This window comes from Mycobacterium bulgaricum (assembly GCF_041287165.2).
Classification (GTDB): Bacteria; Actinomycetota; Actinomycetes; order Mycobacteriales; family Mycobacteriaceae; genus Mycobacterium; species Mycobacterium bulgaricum.
The window spans coordinates 128,607-145,742 of the sequence record NZ_JBGGKV020000004.1 but is presented as its reverse complement, the minus strand read 5'-3'; the positions used below and the strand labels follow the sequence as shown (position 1 = coordinate 145,742).

The 17,136-nt window shown below is 65.0% G+C and carries 18 protein-coding genes; 10 read left to right on the top strand and 8 right to left on the bottom strand.

What is annotated here, in order from left to right:
• Nucleotides 1-5: 5 nt before the first annotated feature.
• Both ACAG24_RS13850 and ACAG24_RS13845 read right to left on the bottom strand, forming a co-directional pair.
• On the bottom strand, nt 6-1,112 hold the full coding sequence (locus tag ACAG24_RS13850) for a hypothetical protein (protein ID WP_370472804.1): 1,107 nt from the start codon (nt 1,110-1,112) through the stop codon (nt 6-8).
• Complete coding sequence (locus ACAG24_RS13845; RefSeq protein ID WP_370472803.1) at nt 1,109-1,684, bottom strand: TetR/AcrR family transcriptional regulator; 576 nt, start codon at nt 1,682-1,684, stop codon at nt 1,109-1,111. The genes ACAG24_RS13850 and ACAG24_RS13845 overlap by 4 nt, the downstream gene beginning before the upstream one ends.
• 28 nt (nt 1,685-1,712) lie before the next feature.
• On the opposite strand from ACAG24_RS13845, the gene ACAG24_RS13840 reads away from it, so the two are divergent.
• Nucleotides 1,713-2,957, top strand: coding sequence for a sulfotransferase family protein (locus ACAG24_RS13840; RefSeq protein WP_370472802.1), 1,245 nt, complete (start codon nt 1,713-1,715; stop codon nt 2,955-2,957).
• On the opposite strand, the gene ACAG24_RS13835 is transcribed toward ACAG24_RS13840, so the two are convergent.
• Nucleotides 2,950-3,723 (bottom strand): endonuclease/exonuclease/phosphatase family protein, encoded by a 774-nt coding sequence (locus tag ACAG24_RS13835; protein WP_370472801.1) that lies wholly within the window; start codon nt 3,721-3,723, stop codon nt 2,950-2,952. The genes ACAG24_RS13840 and ACAG24_RS13835 overlap by 8 nt on opposite strands.
• Before the next feature lie 47 nt (nt 3,724-3,770).
• Between ACAG24_RS13835 and ACAG24_RS13830 the strand changes: the two genes are divergently transcribed.
• The 3 genes from ACAG24_RS13830 (at nt 3,771) to ACAG24_RS13820 (ending at nt 5,451) form a co-directional block, all read left to right on the top strand.
• Nucleotides 3,771-4,328 (top strand): hypothetical protein, encoded by a 558-nt coding sequence (locus ACAG24_RS13830; protein ID WP_370472800.1) that lies wholly within the window; start codon nt 3,771-3,773, stop codon nt 4,326-4,328.
• Nucleotides 4,329-4,526: 198 nt separating this feature from the next.
• The gene (locus ACAG24_RS13825) at nt 4,527-4,691 is read left to right on the top strand and encodes a hypothetical protein (RefSeq protein WP_370472799.1); all 165 of its coding nucleotides are present in this window, start codon (nt 4,527-4,529) and stop codon (nt 4,689-4,691) included.
• A gap of 82 nt (nt 4,692-4,773) precedes the next feature.
• Nucleotides 4,774-5,451 carry a Crp/Fnr family transcriptional regulator gene (locus ACAG24_RS13820; protein WP_370472798.1) on the top strand — a complete coding sequence of 226 codons (678 nt, stop codon included), beginning with the start codon at nt 4,774-4,776 and terminating at the stop codon, nt 5,449-5,451.
• Here the strand turns inward: ACAG24_RS13820 and ACAG24_RS13815 are convergent.
• Nucleotides 5,408-6,073: a TetR-like C-terminal domain-containing protein gene (locus ACAG24_RS13815; protein ID WP_370472797.1), complete on the bottom strand. Its 666-nt coding sequence runs from the start codon at nt 6,071-6,073 to the stop codon at nt 5,408-5,410. The genes ACAG24_RS13820 and ACAG24_RS13815 overlap by 44 nt on opposite strands.
• Before the next feature lie 48 nt (nt 6,074-6,121).
• Here ACAG24_RS13815 and ACAG24_RS13810 point away from each other — a divergent pair, with 48 nt between their 5' ends.
• Nucleotides 6,122-7,237, top strand: a complete 1,116-nt coding sequence (locus ACAG24_RS13810) for an Rv3169 family protein (protein ID WP_370472796.1) — start codon at nt 6,122-6,124, stop codon at nt 7,235-7,237.
• A gap of 18 nt (nt 7,238-7,255) precedes the next feature.
• A complete protein-coding gene (locus ACAG24_RS13805) occupies nt 7,256-9,631 on the top strand; it encodes a PEP/pyruvate-binding domain-containing protein (RefSeq protein ID WP_370472795.1) in 2,376 nt (791 codons plus the stop codon).
• Nucleotides 9,632-9,635: 4 nt separating this feature from the next.
• Here the strand turns inward: ACAG24_RS13805 and phoU are convergent, their stop codons facing one another.
• Complete coding sequence (gene phoU, locus ACAG24_RS13800; protein WP_370472794.1) at nt 9,636-10,283, bottom strand: phosphate signaling complex protein PhoU; 648 nt, start codon at nt 10,281-10,283, stop codon at nt 9,636-9,638.
• A gap of 382 nt (nt 10,284-10,665) precedes the next feature.
• Between phoU and ACAG24_RS13795 the strand changes: the two genes are divergently transcribed.
• Nucleotides 10,666-12,063, top strand: a complete 1,398-nt coding sequence (locus ACAG24_RS13795) for a DUF2254 domain-containing protein (protein WP_370473069.1) — start codon at nt 10,666-10,668, stop codon at nt 12,061-12,063.
• A gap of 36 nt (nt 12,064-12,099) precedes the next feature.
• On the opposite strand, the gene ACAG24_RS13790 is transcribed toward ACAG24_RS13795, so the two are convergent.
• Together ACAG24_RS13790 and ACAG24_RS13785 are read right to left on the bottom strand one after the other, a co-directional pair.
• Entirely contained in the window at nt 12,100-12,636 is a 537-nt protein-coding gene (locus ACAG24_RS13790) for a DUF421 domain-containing protein (protein WP_370472793.1), read from the bottom strand.
• A gap of 28 nt (nt 12,637-12,664) precedes the next feature.
• Nucleotides 12,665-13,534, bottom strand: a complete 870-nt coding sequence (locus ACAG24_RS13785) for a SigB/SigF/SigG family RNA polymerase sigma factor (protein WP_370472792.1) — start codon at nt 13,532-13,534, stop codon at nt 12,665-12,667.
• 280 nt (nt 13,535-13,814) lie between these two features.
• Between ACAG24_RS13785 and ACAG24_RS13780 the strand changes: the two genes are divergently transcribed.
• Entirely contained in the window at nt 13,815-14,363 is a 549-nt protein-coding gene (locus ACAG24_RS13780) for a copper chaperone PCu(A)C domain-containing protein (RefSeq protein WP_370472791.1), read from the top strand.
• 27 nt (nt 14,364-14,390) lie between these two features.
• On the opposite strand, the gene ACAG24_RS13775 is transcribed toward ACAG24_RS13780, so the two are convergent.
• Entirely contained in the window at nt 14,391-14,864 is a 474-nt protein-coding gene (locus ACAG24_RS13775; RefSeq protein WP_370472790.1) for a lipoprotein LpqH, read from the bottom strand.
• A 140-nt stretch (nt 14,865-15,004) separates the two neighbouring features.
• On the opposite strand from ACAG24_RS13775, the gene ACAG24_RS13770 reads away from it, so the two are divergent.
• Nucleotides 15,005-15,313, top strand: coding sequence for a hypothetical protein (locus ACAG24_RS13770; protein ID WP_370472789.1), 309 nt, complete (start codon nt 15,005-15,007; stop codon nt 15,311-15,313).
• A gap of 605 nt (nt 15,314-15,918) precedes the next feature.
• Entirely contained in the window at nt 15,919-16,623 is a 705-nt protein-coding gene (locus tag ACAG24_RS13765; protein WP_370472788.1) for a GAF and ANTAR domain-containing protein, read from the top strand.
• Nucleotides 16,624-17,136: the final 513 nt, after the last annotated feature.

Genomic DNA, 17,136 nt, shown 5'->3' with positions numbered 1-17,136 from the left:
GAGTGTCACGCGAGCGTGGTCGGCGCATCCGAGATCTTGACGAGGGTGACCTGGGGCCGCGCCGGCACCTCGTCGGCGAGGAACCAGCGGAAGGCAAGGTTCCCCCGGGGATAGTCCAAGGTGGTCAGCGAATTCGGATGACGGGTCAGCCCACGCGACACCACTGCCGTCACAGTTCCGTCGCTGTTGGGCAGCGCCGTGAAGCCGTTCACCGAACTGCGCGCGTCGGGCACCCCCGGCACCGCCATGAATTGGTTCCAGACGACCAGGTTCCAGAACCGGCAGGCCGGCGGACGGTGGGTGATCACGAGCGCTTCGTCCTCGGCGAGATCGAAACTGCCATAGGCATAACAGGCGTCCCGTGCCGACCAGCCGAAGTTGGCGTCGGGAACCTGGTACGGATCGGCGAAATCGTTGGCGGACATCGTCGTTTCGTGACCGAGGTTGTGGGCGTCGGTGTTCTTCACGCCGACTGCCAGCGGCAGGATCGCGAACATCGTCCGCAACCACGCGGCGCCGGCGCGCAGCGCCGCCGCGGTCTCGGCCTCGCCGTGCCGGAACGGTTCCGGCGGTTCGAGCGCCTCGATGGTCCACGTGACGGGGCGACCCACCAGCGGGTCGGCCTGGTAGTCGCGCGTCATCAACATCGCGGCGTCCGGTTCCGGCCCGAACTCGAAGGCGAAGTTACCGTCCTTGTCGATGTCGAGGTCGTCGTCACGCAGGATCGCCACGATCCTGTCCGACCAGGCACCCGGCGACGGCTCGTTGTAGGCGGTCACCGAAAAGTACACGCTGTCACCGCGATTCCCGGTGATCCGATAGCGACGGGCCGGGTCCACCGGGCACATGTAGTAGATGGCATCGGTGTTGTCACCACCCCAGCGGCGGTCCGGCCGGAAGGGCGAATTGACCTCAAGCCAGCGTGGACGGCCGGGATCGGCGAACAGGTACGTGTCGAGCGCGACGCCCAGCGTGGTCGCGATCATCCGGTAGCCATCGGCGATATGGCGGTCATCGGTGACCGCCTTGGGACCCGTCATGAAGGACTCGTCGAGCCCGCGCAACGTGTCGAGCAGTTCCCGCCACGCGTCGGTGGCCTCGTGGGTGGTCATGCGCTGATTCCTTTCGTGATGAGCTTCGCGGTTCGGTCGATCCACTCGTCGTCGACGGTCGCACCGCGAGTGATCAGCGCCAGCAATGTCATTCCGGCAATCGCTTCGGCAAGCTCAGCGGCGGTGACGTCGTGGCGCACGGCGCCCCGCCCGATCGCAGCTTCGAGATAGTCGTTGAGCCCGCGCACGAGGATGTCGCCGAAGCGCTCCAACAGCGCGTCGTGCAGCGTCGGATCCGACGCCATTTCTCCGATGAGCCCAGGCAGCGCGGCGCGCGCCGCCGGCGTGCTGAGCACCGACAGCGTGCGCGTGATCATCTCGCGCACGTCCCCGTCCAATGATCCGGTGGCAGGGATGGTCGTGGTCGCATCGATCGGGAAAACGGCCTCGTGCACCAGATGTGCCTTGCCGCGCCACCGCCGATAGATTGCGGGCTTGCTGGTGCCGGCCCTCGCGGCGACCACATCCAAGGACAGTTCGGTATACGAGGACTCGCCCAGAAGTGCGACCGTCGCCCGCAGCACCGCATCGTCGATCGCCCTGTTTCTGGGCCGTCCAATGTCTGTCGTCATTACGATACTGAGAGTAACATAACTCGGTGTGACGGAGACCACAGATGGGCTGATCTACCTCGACGACCTTTCCGAGCCGCGGTACAGCGATGAGGCACAACAACTTCGGGAGATGATGGCCTCGCTCGTCGGCGACTGCCCGCTGGATTCCGACGTGCTCCACACGCGAGCCGCCGAGGCGACCGGCCTGAGCGACTTCGGTCCCGACGACTATCGCGAACGGCTCGACCGCTACCTGGCCGAGCTTCGCGAGATCGACATGCACGGCCCGGGCATCGTGAACTTCCATGCTCAGCTCGTCCAATGGCTGAAGAACCGTCTACTTCTGACCGACCTGTTGCGGCGCCACCCCGAGATCGAGGATGTCGAGCTCGTCCCGCCGGTCGTCATCGCAGGCCTTCCCCGTTCGGGCACCACCCATCTGCACAACCTGCTCGCGGCGGCGCCGACCTTCCGCAGCCTGCCCTACTGGGAGAGCGTGGAACCGTTCCCGCTACCCGCAGAGGCCGGCATCGAGCCGGACCCGAGGATCGGGCGAATGGACATCGCAGTGCAGACCATGGATCTGCTGATGCCGCACTTCGCGCTGATGCACGAGATGACCACCGACCATGTGCACGAAGAGATTCAGCTGCTGGCCAATGACTTCTCGACGATGTTGATGGAGACGTTGGCACATGTTCCGCGCTGGACCGACTACTACTGGAACCGGGATCAGACGTCCACGTACCGCTATATGGTCACCCAGCTCAAGGCGCTGCAGTTTCTCCGCGGAGGCGGCCGGTGGGTGCTCAAGTCACCGCAACACCTCGGACAGATCAGGGTCCTGAACGAGGTGATGCCCGCTGCCACCGTGGTGTTCACACACCGAGACCCCATCCCCGTGGCGCTGTCGATGGTTGCGATGGTCGCCTACTCCGAGCGGATGCATCGCGACAAGGTCGACGTCCCGACGGTGGCCGCGGCGTGGATCGATCGGCTGGAGAAACTTCTCGGCGCCGTCGTCCGCGACCGCGACACCGTCGCCTCCGAGCGGTCCATCGATGTCCGGTTCGACGATTTCATGGCCGACGAACTCGGCGTTGCCGCGTCTGTCTACCAGATCACCGGCGAGACGTTCGACGACGCGGCACGATCCGCCATCACGGAATATCTGCAGAGCCACCGTCGGGGCAGGCACGGAAGGGTCCACACGTCCGCGGCCATGTTCGGGCTCGATGCCGACGAGCTACGAGAGCGCTTCGCGCCGTACACATCTCGATTCCTCACCTAGGCTCCGACCGCCGCAGCTGCACCGCCAGCGGCCGGTGATCGGAGACGGGCAACGCCGGAGTCTCGCAGGCATACGCGGTCAGGGTCGGATCGTCGGTGAGCACGTGGTCGAGCTGTCGACTGGGCCTGTCCGCAGGGAACGTCGGCGCCGAGGCGAGCTGTCGGAGCCGCGACCATCGGCGCGCAGGCCCGGCGGACATGTTGAGGTCCCCGGTGAGGATGCGCGGCGCCGGGAGGCCGCGAACGTCGCGCATCAACCTGTGCAGTTGAAAGCGATTCCACGCCGGCACGAAGGACAGGTGCGTGTTGACCACCGTCATCGCGCCGAGCGGTGTGTCGAAATGACCGATCACGGCGGCCCTCGGTTCTTCGTTGACGACGATGACCTTTCCCGGCTCGCGCAAATACAGCGGAAAGCGGAACGGGATCCTCGGTAGGCGCAACACCTGCCAGTTCAACGCGGGATAGCGGGACAGCAACGCGACGCCGTAGCCGGCCGTCCCCGGCTGCTCCTCCCCCGTCGCCGCCATCCACGTGGCACCGGGGGTACCTGCGATGGCCGCGACGAACCGGTGACTGCGCGCCCCCATCGCCTCCGCGGCGAGCGCGGTCAGATCCGCCAATCCGGACCTGGCCTGAATGGAGTCGACTTCCTGCAGCGCGAGGATGTCGGCGTCCAGTTTCCTGACGCAGTCGACGAAGCGGTCCAGATCAACCCCGTCGCCCGGCGTGCGGCCGTGAAGGATGTTGAAGGTCACCAACTTCATGGGTACCCCACTACCCACCCTGCGACAGAAACCAACGGCGGTGCGATGTGTCCCACGAAGATCTGCGCGAGGCGCTGAAGCGTGCCGCGTCGGCGCTCAATGCCGACGGTCCGCCGTTCGCGCTGGCCGGCAGCTATGCGCTGTGGGTGCACGGTGCCCCTGAACCCGATCACGACGTCGATTTCGTGGTAGCCGAGCAGGACGTCGAAGCTGCGGCGGCCACTCTCTCGAAAGCAGGTTTCGACATCCGCCGCCCTCCCGAGGAATGGCTGTTCAAGGCTGCGCTGTCGGTCGACGGCCCCGTGCTGGTCGATGTACTGCACCGCATCAACCGGGTGCCGGTCGATGCGTCGCTGATCGAGCGGGCTCGGACCGAGGATGTGCTTGCCCTCGCCATGCCGGTGCTGTCTCCGACGGAGATCCTGACGCAGAAGCTGCGCGCGCTCCACGAGCATCACTGCGATTTCGCCAAACTGTTGCCACTTGTGCGCGCTGTGCGCGAGCAACTCGAGTGGTCCGAATTGCGGCGTGCCACCTCGGAGAACCCGTTCGCCGTCGCCTTCCTGTCGCTGTGCGCGAGCCTGGGCATCACCGACAATCGCTGAGTCGCAGCCGTTCTCGATCGGTGCGGCCGTTCGCTGCCATTATTCGGTTGCACTCCATCAAGAGTCGGGGCCACGATGAAGACACGGGCACATCCGTCACGGTCTCGTGCTCGAAACATCAATCCAGGGGGGCTGGAAGTGACGCGCTATCACAGGGGAGACAGAGTAACCGCGCAACGTACGATCGAGGACTTCGACGTGCCGGTGGTACCGGCAGGCGCGGAGGGCACCGTGGTGAGGACAACGCTGTTCGGTCAGCCCAAGCGGGTGGCCTTCGCCGTGTCGGACGGCTGGGGGCTCAAGAACTTCGAGGCCAGCGTGCGCCCGAGCGACGTCCGGCGCGCTCGCGCGGCCGGTGAGTAGCTGATACTTTACGGTTGCTCTTGATCGTGTAAGGCATGGCCCGAGACGGCGTGGATCAAGCGCGTGAGCCGGAAAGGGCAGTGTGAACGACGTACTGACGCGCGCCGCCATTTTTCAGGGCGTGGACCCGGCGGCGGTGGCCGCATTGTCCAGTCAGCTGCAGGAGATCTCCTTCCGCCGCGGACACAAGGTGTTCTCCGAAGGAGAACTGGGCGATCGCCTTTACATCATCACGGCGGGCACCGTGAAGGTCGGCTGCACCGCACCCGACGGGCGCGAGAACCTTCTGACACTGATGGGACCCGCCGACATGTTCGGAGAGCTCGCGATCTTCGATCCGGGACCGAGGACGTCGACGGTCACCGCGCTGTCGGCGCTTCAGACCGTGACGATGGACCGCGACGCGCTGCGATTCTGGATCGCCGAACGCCCCGAGATCGCCGAACAACTTCTCCGGGTGCTGGCCCGCCGACTGCGTCGCACCAACGACGCGCTGTGCGATCTGATCTTCACCGACGTGCCCGGCCGCGTCGCCAAGCAGCTTCTCGATCTCGCGCGCAGGTTCGGCACCCAGCAGGGTGCGTCGCTGAGGGTGGAGCACGGTCTCACGCAGGAAGAGATCGCCCAGCTCGCCGGCTCGTCCCGGGAGACCATCAACAAGGCGCTCTCGGAGTTCTCCCAGCGCGGCTGGATCGAGCAGGCCGGCAAGACGACGATCATCCACGACCCGGCCCGGCTGGCGCGTCGCGCTCGTCAGTAGCCGTTGCGCCCTGTCGGCGTTGAGGACCGAGCGCCCAGGGCTCGGCGATCATGTCGGTCATCGCGTCCACCCACGCGTCGTCGAGAGCAGCGTCTTGTCGGACCAGAATGCGGAAGATGGCGCTGCCCGCGACGACTTCGGCAAGCAGCGGTAGCTCGTCGCCGCCGCGGCGCTGTTGGCCGAATCGCGTCTCGAACGCACCAAGATTGCGGCTCAGGCGGCTGATCATCATGCTGTGCAGCTCGGGATCGGCGATCGTGTCCGCGATCAAGCCGGGCAGTGCCACCCGCACCTCCGGTCTGTCGAACATGGTCCGAATCGACTCCACCATGGCCCTGATGTCCTGGCGGACATCGCCGGAGGTCGTGAGCTCGGGCATCTCTTCGTCCGACAACACCGCTTCGTGGACGAGGTGCACCTTGCCCGACCATCGCCGATAGACGGCCGCCGTGGTGGTACCGGCACGCGCCGCGATCGCCGACAGCGACAACGCCGGATACCCCGTCTCCAGGATCAATTCGCGAGTGGCCGCGACGATGGCGGCGTCGATGCGCCCGTCGCGAGGACGACCCGCGCCAGCCCGGGCGCGCATCTTGCCATCCTCGGTCCGATCTGCTGTCATGTTCCGAGTGTATTCCGATACAGTTCGTATCGTATTTGAGGGAGGCTCATGAATCTCAGCCCGCTCGACGAGTATCCGATTCATCAGGTCGCGTCACCTGTCGCCTCCCCTGCCACCTCGGATCGGAACTTCTACGATCGGTCGTACTTCAACGTGCTCGATCGGGGCGGCGCCTTCATGGCGTTGACCGGCATCGGTTACTACCCCCGCCTCGGCGTGAAGGACGCGTATTTCCTCGTCCGCCGAGGCGACACCCAGACTGCCGTGCACTTCAGCGACGCGATCGACGAGGACCGTCTGCACCAGAACGTCAACGGCTACCGACTCGACGTCGTCGAACCGCTGCAGCAGCTCCATCTGACCGTGGCTGAGACGGAGGGGATTTCGGCGGATCTCATGTGGCGCGGGCTGTTCCCGGCCGCACTAGAACACCCGCACGAGATGCTGACCGAACGGCGAGTGACGCTGCAGGCGTGCAGATTCGCGCAGGTCGGCAACTGGGAGGGGTGGATCGAGGTGGACGGCGACCGGATGACGGTCGAACCCGCCGGGAACGTCGGCGCCCGTGATCGATCGTGGGGCATTCGTCCGATCGGCGAACCGGAGCCTGCGGGTCGCCCCGACGCCGCTTTCCAAGGCATGTGGTGGCTGTACCTGCCCTTGGCCTTCGACGATTACCAGCTTTTCCTCATCCTTCAGGAGGACCCCGACGGCCGCCGTAGTCTCTACGACTGCACGCGGCGGTGGAGAGACGGCAGAGTCGAACAGCTCGACGGAGTGCGCGCCACCATCCACTACACGCCAGGAACTCGGATCCCCCACGGCGCGCACGTCGAATTCATGAACCGGGCCGGCGACCGGATCCAACTGGATGTCACGTCGAAACTGTTCGCCCCCATCGCTTTCGGTTCGGGCTACGGCGGTGACACCTCGTGGGCGCACGGTACGTGGAAGGGCGGTCCATTCACCGAGCGGGTCGACTTCGACCTCACCGATCCGGCCGTGATGGCCCGCGCACCGTTCAGCCTCATCGACCACGTCGGTGAAGCGGTGTGCACCGAATCCGACGGGACCACCCGCCAGGGGGCGGGACTGTTCGAGCACGCAGTGATAGGGCCGCACCTCCCGTCGGGATTCCGCGACTGGACCGACGTAGCCGACTAGCAGAACATCGATCGCGACATGACCTCACAGACAATAGATTTCGACGACATCACCGACCAGCGCTACGGCGGCAAAGCCGCCGGCCTGGCCGAACTGCACCGGATGGGATTTTCCGTTCCGGCGGGCTTCGTCATCGCTGACGCCGGCGGGCACGGCGCGCTCGACGATGCACTCGTCAGATACTCCGGGATGGCCTCGCGCGGCATGACACCCGTCGCCGTGCGCTCGTCGGCGGTCGGCGAAGACGGTGACGACCAATCCTTTGCCGGGCAATACGACACCGTACTGGGGGTCGACTCCGTCGACAACTTCGCCGCAGCTGTGCGACGTTGCGTCGGATCGGTGAGCTCGGAGCGCGCGTCGTCCTACAGCGGAGAAGCCACGGCCGCCATGCATCTCGTCGTCCAGCAGATGGTGGACGCACGTGCCGCAGGGGTCGTGTTCACTGCGGATCCCGCGACGGGGCGGCGCGACCTGGTGGTCATCGACGCCATCGCCGGGTTGGGCGAAGCGCTTGTGGACGGCTCGGCCTCCCCCGACCATCTCGTGCTCGACTCCTCCGGTGCCGCCGTAATCGTCGACTGCAATTCCTCTCCGGTGTTGTCGGACGACGAGGTCGCCGAGATCCGCGCCGGCGCCCTGAGGGCCGCCCGACACTGGGGCAAGCCGATGGATCTGGAGTGGGCCATCGACCGCGCCGGCACGCTGTGGTGGCTGCAGGCGCGACCCATCACCACCTTGCCCGGCGATCTCAACGAGATGGATTCGCCGTTGGCCGGGGCCGATCACGTCTACACCCGCTGCAACATCGGCGAGATGATGCCGGGGGCGTTCTGCCCCTTGACCGCCTCGGTGTCGGGATACGCCATCGACTATGCGATGCAGATGACCCAGGTGGTGGCACGGGCGCAGCCGCGCTACGAGAAACCCTGGCTGCAGGTGGGCTACTTCTACGGTCACATGTTTCTGAACATGACCGAGGGGACGGCCCTGAGCGCGGGAATTCTCGGGAACAGCCGTGAGCAGTTCTCGATGTCCATCTGCGGCCGCGTGGTCGAAGAATTGAAACCCGAACCTCCACAACCTTTTACGCGCAAGCTCGTCAACACCGTCCGGCTGGTGTCGTATTCGCTGTCGGTCGGTCCGGCGATCCGGCGGCTCGACAGCAGGATCGCGGACTTCCCGGTTCCGCACAGTGACGACCCACGATTGGTGTTGCGGCAGCTGGAATCCGGGGTGGATCTGTACTGCGACGTGACGCTGGTCCATGTGCGCTCGTCGTCGCGCGCCGCGGTGGCGGCCAATATTCTGGAAAGCACGCTCATCAAGCAGGCGGTCAAGTCGGGGCGTACCGAAGAGGATGGGCGCGCCGATGCCATGCGGTTGATGGCAGGAGCGAGCGACGTGGAGAGCGCCATGATGCTCGACCACCTCCAGGCCGTGGTGAAAACCCTCGCCGACGACCGCGAAGCATGCGACCGTTTCCTGGCCGACCCACCGGAAGCGGCCATAGTCCACCTGCAGCGCGCCGACAGTCGCAGCGGAACGGCGCTGCGGGAATTTCTGCATCGCCACGGCCACCGCGGTTACCGCGAGCTGTGCATGCGCGACCCGTCCTGGGCAGACGACCCCGCCGGCCTGGGGTCCATGATGCAGGTCATGCTCCGCGCGACACGCGACACCGTCGGATCCGCACCCCATCCCGTCCACCGAACGGACAGCGAGACCACGCCCCGAGCCATCACCATCCTCGCCCGCCTCGCGCAGGGCGGCGCCCGCGGGCGTGAAGAGACCAAGGCCAAAATGGCGCTCATGGCGCATTCCCTCAAGCGCGGCTATCGCCACCTTGGTGAGGTGCTCGCCCGAACCAGCCGGCTGCCCGATGCCGATCTGGTGTTCTTCTTCGACCGCGACGAACTTCGAGACGTCGTCTCCGACGGCGACATCAGCGAGCTCGTACAGAAGGCGTTGGCGCGGCGACAGGCGCTCGCGTTCCAGGATGCACTCGAATTCAACGACGTGTCGGTGGGCCGACCCACACCGGAGACGGCGCCACCGCGCGTGACCGACGCCGACTCCGTCCTCGGACGTCCAGCGGGCCGCGGTTCGGTCGAAGGCGTTGTGCGCGTGGCGAAGTCGGTTCACGACGCGCGGGACGTCCAGCCGGGAGAGATCCTCGTCGCACCGGTCACCGATGTCGGGTGGACGCCGTACTTCACCGTCATCGCAGCTCTGGTCACCGATATCGGCAGCTCGGTCTCCCACGGTGCCGTGGTGGCGCGCGAGTACGGCCTGCCCTGTGTGGTCAACACTCTAGTCGGAACGCAGGTATTTCGTACGGGCGATCGGGTGCGGGTCGACGGCGATCGTGGAGTGGTCACCCGCCTCAGCTAGCGACTCACTGCGGGGAAGATCGGCCCGTCGCCTCGAAGATGACGCGTCGTCCGATCTCCACGGCGTGGTCGGCGAACCGTTCGTAGAACCGCCCCAAAAGGGTGATGTCCACAGCTGACGCCACTCCATGGACCCACTTCTTGTCCATCAGCACGGTGAACAGATGGCGGTGCAGCTCATCCATCGCGTCGTCGTCGCGCCGTATCTTCGCGGCCTCCTCGGGATCGCGTGAGATCACGACATCCTTGGCGCTGTTTCCCAATTCGACCGCAATACGACCCATCTCGGCGAAATATCCGTTGACCTCCTCGGGCACCGCATGGACGGGGTGACGCCGGCGGGCGATCTTGGCGACGTGAAGTGCGAGGCCTCCCATACGTTCCGCGTCGGCCACGTTCTGCATGGAACCGACCACGATGCGCAGGTCACCGGCGACCGGCGCCTGTCGCGCCAGAAGGATGAACGCCGCCTGTTCAGCCGCAGCCTGCATCCGGGTGAGGTGTTCATGGTCGGTGATGACCTGTTCGGCCATGACGAGATCCGCTTGCAGGAGGCCCTGCGTTGCGCGTTCCATGGCCAATCCCGCCAGGCCGCACATCTGGCTCAACGTTTCGATCAGCGAGTCCAGCTGTTCGTGAAACTCGGTGCGCATCGTCCCAGCTTAAGGGCCCAATCGCCGGACGCAACACTCACGTTCGAAAGTGCGTGACGTGGTCGTCGAGTTGTCAGTGGACGAGCTTGGTCGCGTTCAACTGCACCCCCTGGAATCCCGCCGACGTCGGTAGGAGTCGCGGTCCCTGCGCACTTCCTGCTCGTATTGAATTGGACAACAGCGCTTTCGATTCTTCCCCGGGGCGCCGGTGGTGAGGAGCCAGGTCGCCGAAAAGCAACGAAGATCGCGGGCGCACAACAAAAGAGATACGTATAGCACGTTCTGACTCTGGGTACTTCTGCGAGCCGTACAGGGTGGACCGTCGGCTGAGCATGCGAGGAGACGTGATGGACGAGTGGGACAACGTCGCGCCCGGCCTGTGCTGAGCCCCCGCAAGGATCGCGCCGGCGGCAGAGGCGGGATCCGAGAAGCCATTCGACGGCGCCGCACGGTCTTCGTCGACGCCTGGCGCAGCCGCCTGTGGCCGGTTCCCGCGCTCGGGGTCGTAATCGCGATCGTCGCCGGTGTGGCCATTCCCGAACTCGACAGCGCCCTCGACGCACACATGCCCCGGCCTTTGTCGGCCTACTTGTTCGGCGGTGGAGCCGACGCGGCGCGGGAAGTCCTCGCCGCGATCGCGACATCACTGATCACCGTGACATCGCTGACCTTCTCTCTGACCGTCGTGACGCTGCAGCTGGCGAGCAGTCAGTACACGCCCCGACTTCTGCGCACGTTCGCCGCGGACCGATTCGTGCAACGAACCCTGGCGGTGTTTCTCGGCACGTTCGTCTACGCCCTCACGGTCTTGCGTACCGTCCGCAGCGACGACGCCGGGGCTGAGTTCGTCCCACAGATCGCGGTAACAGTGGCCTATCTACTGGCCATGGCCAGTGTGCTGGCCCTGGTCCTGTTCCTCGGGCATCTGGTCCGCCAGATTCGGATCGAGACCATGCTCAGGCACGTGTCCTCGGACATCGAGGACACCGCCGACCGCATGCTCGATCTGCTCGACGACACCCCCGACCACCACTTCACCCCGTCACCGCCCGGAGAGGCGGCGGTGATCACCGCCCGGTCGTCGGGCTTCCTCGTCGAGGTCGACGAGCAGAAGCTGCTGGCAGCGGCCGTCGACGCAGACGCGGTCGTCTGGATCGATCGCGCGGTCGGGTCGGACATCGTGGCAGGTGTGCCGGTGGCGCTGTGCTGGTCGGCCGACGCGGCGGGCGTTCCACTGCCCGAGGCGCGTCTGTCACGGTTACGCGAGCGCGTGCCCGCCGCCTTGCGTATCGGGATCGAGCGCACTGCGACCCAAGACATCGGCTATGGACTGCGCCAGATCACAGATGTGGTGATCCGTGCACTGAGCCCCGGCATCAACGACCCGACGACGGCCGTGCACGGCCTCAATTCGTGCAGCGCAACCCTCTGCAAGCTCGCGCGCTACCGCCTGGGGCACCGACATCTCCGCGACGATGACGACGCACTTCGGGTGGTGATCGCCCGACCGGATTGGCCCGACCTGCTGGATCTGGTCTGTGGCCAGCCACAGCGATACGGCGCGAACGACCCGGAGGTGATGGGCCGGTTGCTTTCGTTGTTGCGAGAAGTGGCGTGGTCGGTGGTTCTTCCGGCACACCGGCAAGCCATCGTCGATCAGCTGGAACGATTGAGAACGACTGTCGCCGGCCAGGATTTCGTCGACGTCGACCGCCACCGGCTCGACGAACTCGCCGGCCATGTCGGAGACGCGTTGGAACGGCGCTGGGGCGCGGCTTAGCCCGCAGCGGTCCGGTACCGAAGGCTTTGATCCCGTTTACTTTCCTTGTGCATCAGTCGCCGCTGCCGTGTTCTGCACTCCGGTCAGCGCCGACCGATCTCCGATCTTGTCATTGGCGATCACGCTCAGCGAGCCGTCAGATTCCAGTGTCACCGCAGCGATTCGGCTGACATCACCGTGCCCGGAGGACCGGATCGCTTGCCGAATCTCGTCAGGGCTCACCCTCTGGGCTTTCATCGCGTCGTCGAGAAGGCGTCCCTCCACCACGAGCAGAGTTGGCCGCGCAGTCAGGACGGAGCGGCCGACCCCGAGGCGCGATGACATGGTCGCGGCCACCAGTTGGAGGGCGGCCAGTAGCGCGAGGGCCGCAACACCTTCTGCGAATGACACGTCGGAGTTGAGCAGGATCGTGGCCAAGGTGGATCCGACTGCGACGGTCACCACCAAGTCGAATGCGTTGAGTTTCGCCAACGTGCGTTTGCCCGTGAGGCGAAGGATGGCGATCACGGCCACGTATGCCGCCGACCCGACCGAAACCACCCTGAGGATGTCAGACCAGGAATCAAACCACATGTCGGTCAATCACTTTCGTCGGTGAACCTCACCAGATTCCGGCTCCGGCGAGGGGTGCCACGACGCACAACACAACAGGCACATCGGTACATATCCGTTGGCGCAGGCGAGTCAACGTCCCGCTGAGGAGCCGAGAAACCTGCACCTGCGAGATGTTCAGGCGCGCAGCGATTTCTCGCTGCGTCAAACGGTCGAAAAAGCGCATGTTCAGAATGGCGCGCCGTCGTGGATCCAGCTCCGAGATGACCTCGCCGAGCACGAGCAGATCCTCCACCGAGTCGAACCTCGGATCATTCGCTCCGCAGGACTCTCCGATGCTCGTACCGCCGTCTGCGCCCTCACCTCGGCGCGCATCCAGCGACACGGGGCGATAGGCCGAGTGCGCCGAATGACATTGCGCGACTTCATCATCATCGACGCCGAGTTCTCGCGCCACCTCGACATCTGTCGGAGCCCGGCTGAGGCGCTGAGACAAGTCGTCCACCGTGCGGCGCATTCTCAGTTGCGTTTCCTGCACTCGGCGCGGTACCCGCATCGTCCAGGTGCTGTCGCGGAAGTATCGCCGCACCTCACCGCGGATCGTGGGCACTGCGAAGGCCGTGAACGGACCTCTGCCGGGAACGTACCGATCGACGCTTTTGACCAGACCCATCCGGGCGACCTGTATCAGGTCCTCAGACGGTTCGCCCCGACCGAAGAAGCGGTGGGCGATGTGATCGGCGAGCGGCAGGCATTCTGTGACGATCATGTGCCGGCGTCGTCGGCACTCCTCGGGGTCGCTGCATTCCGCCATCGCCTTGAGCTGCTTCTCGATGTGCGACCAGTCCGGTCGAGCGGTTTCGTATTCGGCAGGTTGTTCGGTACGGCCTCTCGTGGCGATGCGTTCGGCGGTGGTCATGGCGGCCCCTGGGTACGGATGCGGTTCTGCTCTTCTGTGGTCTACGCATCGCCTACCCGGACGCGTTTCAGAAAACGGTCTCAGGTGCGATCGTTGCGAAATCGCAATCAAGACTGAGTGTTTGGACACCGCCGGATTAAAACGCTCACAGGATCTGAACACTGCCCTCAGAGCGCTCTTAGTTCACCGCAGTAGGAACGCGCAGCCTGTGTGACTTACCGACTCCCCCGGGTATCACCGCGCCCTGATGGGGAACTCGTCTCACGCAATATCAGCGACCGTGTTTCGCAAAGGGAAGGAAGAGATGATGCGCTCAAGGGCGTCGAGGTTGGGCCGTTCTGCGCTGGCGGGGCTCACCGCCACCCTGATGACGGTGCTCGTCGGATGCAGTGAGGAGTCGGTCCCGCGTTCGTCCAATCGCGGGTCGGGATCGGCCACCGACGACACGTCGGTGGAGAACGCCTTCATCGTGCCGTCCTATGAGCCGGGAAATTGCGCGATGCAGGTTGACGCCGGCGGCGCGATGAGGTTCACCGTCACGAACAACAGTCCGACCGAGAACGAACGCCTGCTCGGCCTGTCAACAGATGCGGCCGCACCGGCACGCGTCACCGCCGACGCCGCGATCCCACCCGAGTCCACCGTCAGCTTCGGTGAGCCGAATGCGGAACTGAACGCCGGAGACGCCAACCGCCCGCCGGTGGAGTTGGACCGTTTGGCCCCCGACCTGGCGCCTGCCACGAGCACCGACGTCACGTTTCACTTCGAGCGGGCAGGCGACGTGACACTACCCGTGCCGGTGGAAGCGTGCCCGCTCCAGAAGCAGTGACGGCCCCCGGACCAATCCCGGTGTTGCTCAGCAGTCAGTGCGGATCTCAAAGGTGGCGGTGGAGATCTCAGCGGGATCGTCCTGATAGAACCCCATCGCCGCTCCCGAGATTTCGAACGTCCCGCGCACGACTTTCGCGTCGGCTTCGACGGCGGGAGGCGTGGAAGGAGCCCTCACGGTGGCGTTCCAGGCGCTACCGGTGAACCCACCGAGGTTCTCGATCCGAACCAGCCGGGCATCTACGTCGGCGCCGGTGCGAACCTGGGCGGTGAAGCCGGGTGATTCCTGAATGCTGTCGATGAACCAGACCCACTGCACCTGCTCACACGTGACGCGCAGTTGATCAGAAATCTCCACACCGTTGACCATCACGTGTGCGGTCCGGGTTCCGAGTGCTTCATAGCCCGTGGAACATCCGCTCGCCACCAACGCCGCCGCCGCCAACCCCAGTGCTCGCCGCCCTGACAAGGGGGCTGTTCGAGATGCCTTGAGAGTGTCCATGCGGCGAAGTACCCCGACATCACAAGCTCATACGTCGCGCAGACCTACATTCCAGCGTGTCAACGCCCCGTATGAACGGTGTCATGCCGGGTACGACGATGCCCATGAAATTGCGACTGGTAATTGCAGGGTTGGGTGTCGTGGCTCTTCTGGTCGGGGTCGTCGGGTTGTTCGCACCCGTGTCGGCCGCCGCGAACGGGACCGTCATCGCTTGCGGCAGTGCCGTTGCTCCCGATCTGTCTGCCGCCCGCGCCAACGACGACGCCAGCCCCGCGAACGTTCCGGTACTCGGCGAAGTGGTGAGCGACGCCAACTTCACCCGACTGTGCGACATGAACCTCGAAGATCGACGGCTCTGGGCATCGACGTGTGCCGGGCTGGGATTGATCGCCGCGGCCGGCGCTGCGGTGACAGGGCTCATGTCTCGCAGAAACAAGACCGCCACCTGACACCGTGCCTCATCGACCGGGCCCTTCAGGCCGCTTTGTGGTCGACTCACAGCGTGGCCGGGTCCATGTTCGGGTGACGCTCGACATGAAGCCGACCCAGTCGGACATCGTGCGAGTTCGGTTGTCGCGGCTGGTTTCTGGGCTGACAGCAGCAGGAGAACGTCGTGCTGGTGTTCCCCCGCCCGCAAGGTCGGTCTACGCGAGCTGGGTGTGCGCTGAGGGCTATGGAAATGATCGCCGGTCACATTCCACGCCTACTGAACAAAAAGTTCATTAGGATCTGTGATGGCGCGGAACTCCCCGACCAGCGCACAGTCAATCGATGCTGCTGGCTCAACATCAGTTCGCAGTCGGGGAGCTCCGCCCTGCTGTTACTACCCACAGGAGTCACGGTTGACCCACGTTGCCTACGGGCACCGATCGCAGCAGGACGGCGGTCGCTCGACCGGTCGAGAAGCTGGACGCATCAGGCCGCGAAGTTCAGACGAATTGACTGGTGAGGTCTCGATAGATTCAGCCATGCGCGACCGTGAGACGCTGTACGCCGCACCGCCACCAGGCAAGAAGCCTTTGGCAGGAACCGGTCTGTGAACGGAGAGGTCGGCGTGGACGACGATCAGAATATTGTCGCTGCAGTGCGCGCTTCTATGGAAAAAGTCGTGCGCGAGTTCGCCAATCCTCGCAGCGTTGACGCCACCCTGGAATCGATCACCACCGCTGCACTGACAACGATCGACGGTGTGGACAGCGTTGACGTCCTTCTGATCGACGAGGACGGCGCCTACCGCTCCGCTGGATCGACCTCAGCGCTGGCCAGCGACATGAGCCAATTGCAGCACCGCCTTGGCTACGGCCCGTGTATCGACGCCGCCGTGGGCGAGACGCTGGTGCTCAGTCACGATCTCAGTGACGAGAAGCGCTGGCCTGACTACTCGGCCGCCGCCGCAGCCGCCGGTGCACGCAGCGTGATGTCGCTCCAGCTCTACACCCACCAAGGGCGCCCGAGCTGCCGCGCCTCTTTGAACCTGTTCAGCAACTCCCCCAACGCATTCGAACCAGACAGCCAAGCAGCGGCTGTCATGCTGGCCACCCATGCAGCACTGGCGCTTGTCGCACATGACCGCGAGGCGCAGTTCCGCTCCGCGTTGGCCAGCCGGGACGCGATCGGACAGGCCAAAGGCATGCTGATGGAACGGTTCACCATCGATGCAGTCCGAGCGTTCGAGATGATGGTCAAGCTGTCTCAGGACAGCAACACCAAACTGGTCAACGTCGCCGCTCAAATCGTCGCCGCAGGCCCCGAGCGATAGCGAGCCGCGGCACCGCTGTAGCGCTGAACCCGCGCTCTCTGCCGTCTGGGTCTTCCTACTGCGCCGCAGATGCGGTGACTTCACGAATTATATGGGTGGAGCTAAGGGGATTCGAACCCCTGACCCCCACACTGCCAGGACCGGGCATGTCCCGTGAACAGGCAGTTTCGCTGACGGAATGCAGTGTAGCTGGCGTGGTTGGGCGGGCGACTGTCGTCGGCGTTGTCGTCAGATCTGTGGTCATCGGAGATTGTCGCGTCCGTCGGACGGTGTAGCCACCAGGCTGGGCGCATCCGCACGAGATTCAGCCAGTGGCCGATGCGCGCCTAAAGTAGTGCGCGACGTTAAGCACCTCCCTGCAGCCTTGGTCGGCGCCTGCTCTGGCAACTTATGGCCACGACGGCGATCCGTGCACGCCTCGTCCTCCGTGCTGCGGAGACAGATCGGCTCAATGCGCTCCCCGTGATTCGCCTTGCGGGCGAGGTTCACGCCGTGCGTCGCACCAGGTTTGTC

What these genes read in the sequence shown, in the direction of transcription:
- ACAG24_RS13850 (WP_370472804.1), bottom strand. Translation starts at nt 1,112, where the DNA reads ATGACCACCCACGAGGCCACCGACGCGTGGCGGGAACTGCTCGACACG.
- ACAG24_RS13845 (WP_370472803.1), bottom strand. Translation starts at nt 1,684, where the DNA reads ATGACGACAGACATTGGACGGCCCAGAAACAGGGCGATCGACGATGCG.
- ACAG24_RS13835 (WP_370472801.1), bottom strand. Translation starts at nt 3,723, where the DNA reads ATGAAGTTGGTGACCTTCAACATCCTTCACGGCCGCACGCCGGGCGAC.
- ACAG24_RS13815 (WP_370472797.1), bottom strand. Translation starts at nt 6,073, where the DNA reads ATGACAGCAGATCGGACCGAGGATGGCAAGATGCGCGCCCGGGCTGGC.
- ACAG24_RS13810 (WP_370472796.1), top strand. Translation starts at nt 6,122, where the DNA reads ATGAATCTCAGCCCGCTCGACGAGTATCCGATTCATCAGGTCGCGTCA.
- ACAG24_RS13805 (WP_370472795.1), top strand. Translation starts at nt 7,256, where the DNA reads ATGACCTCACAGACAATAGATTTCGACGACATCACCGACCAGCGCTAC.
- phoU (WP_370472794.1), bottom strand. Translation starts at nt 10,283, where the DNA reads ATGCGCACCGAGTTTCACGAACAGCTGGACTCGCTGATCGAAACGTTG.
- ACAG24_RS13790 (WP_370472793.1), bottom strand. Translation starts at nt 12,636, where the DNA reads ATGTGGTTTGATTCCTGGTCTGACATCCTCAGGGTGGTTTCGGTCGGG.
- ACAG24_RS13785 (WP_370472792.1), bottom strand. Translation starts at nt 13,534, where the DNA reads ATGACCACCGCCGAACGCATCGCCACGAGAGGCCGTACCGAACAACCT.
- ACAG24_RS13775 (WP_370472790.1), bottom strand. Translation starts at nt 14,864, where the DNA reads ATGGACACTCTCAAGGCATCTCGAACAGCCCCCTTGTCAGGGCGGCGA.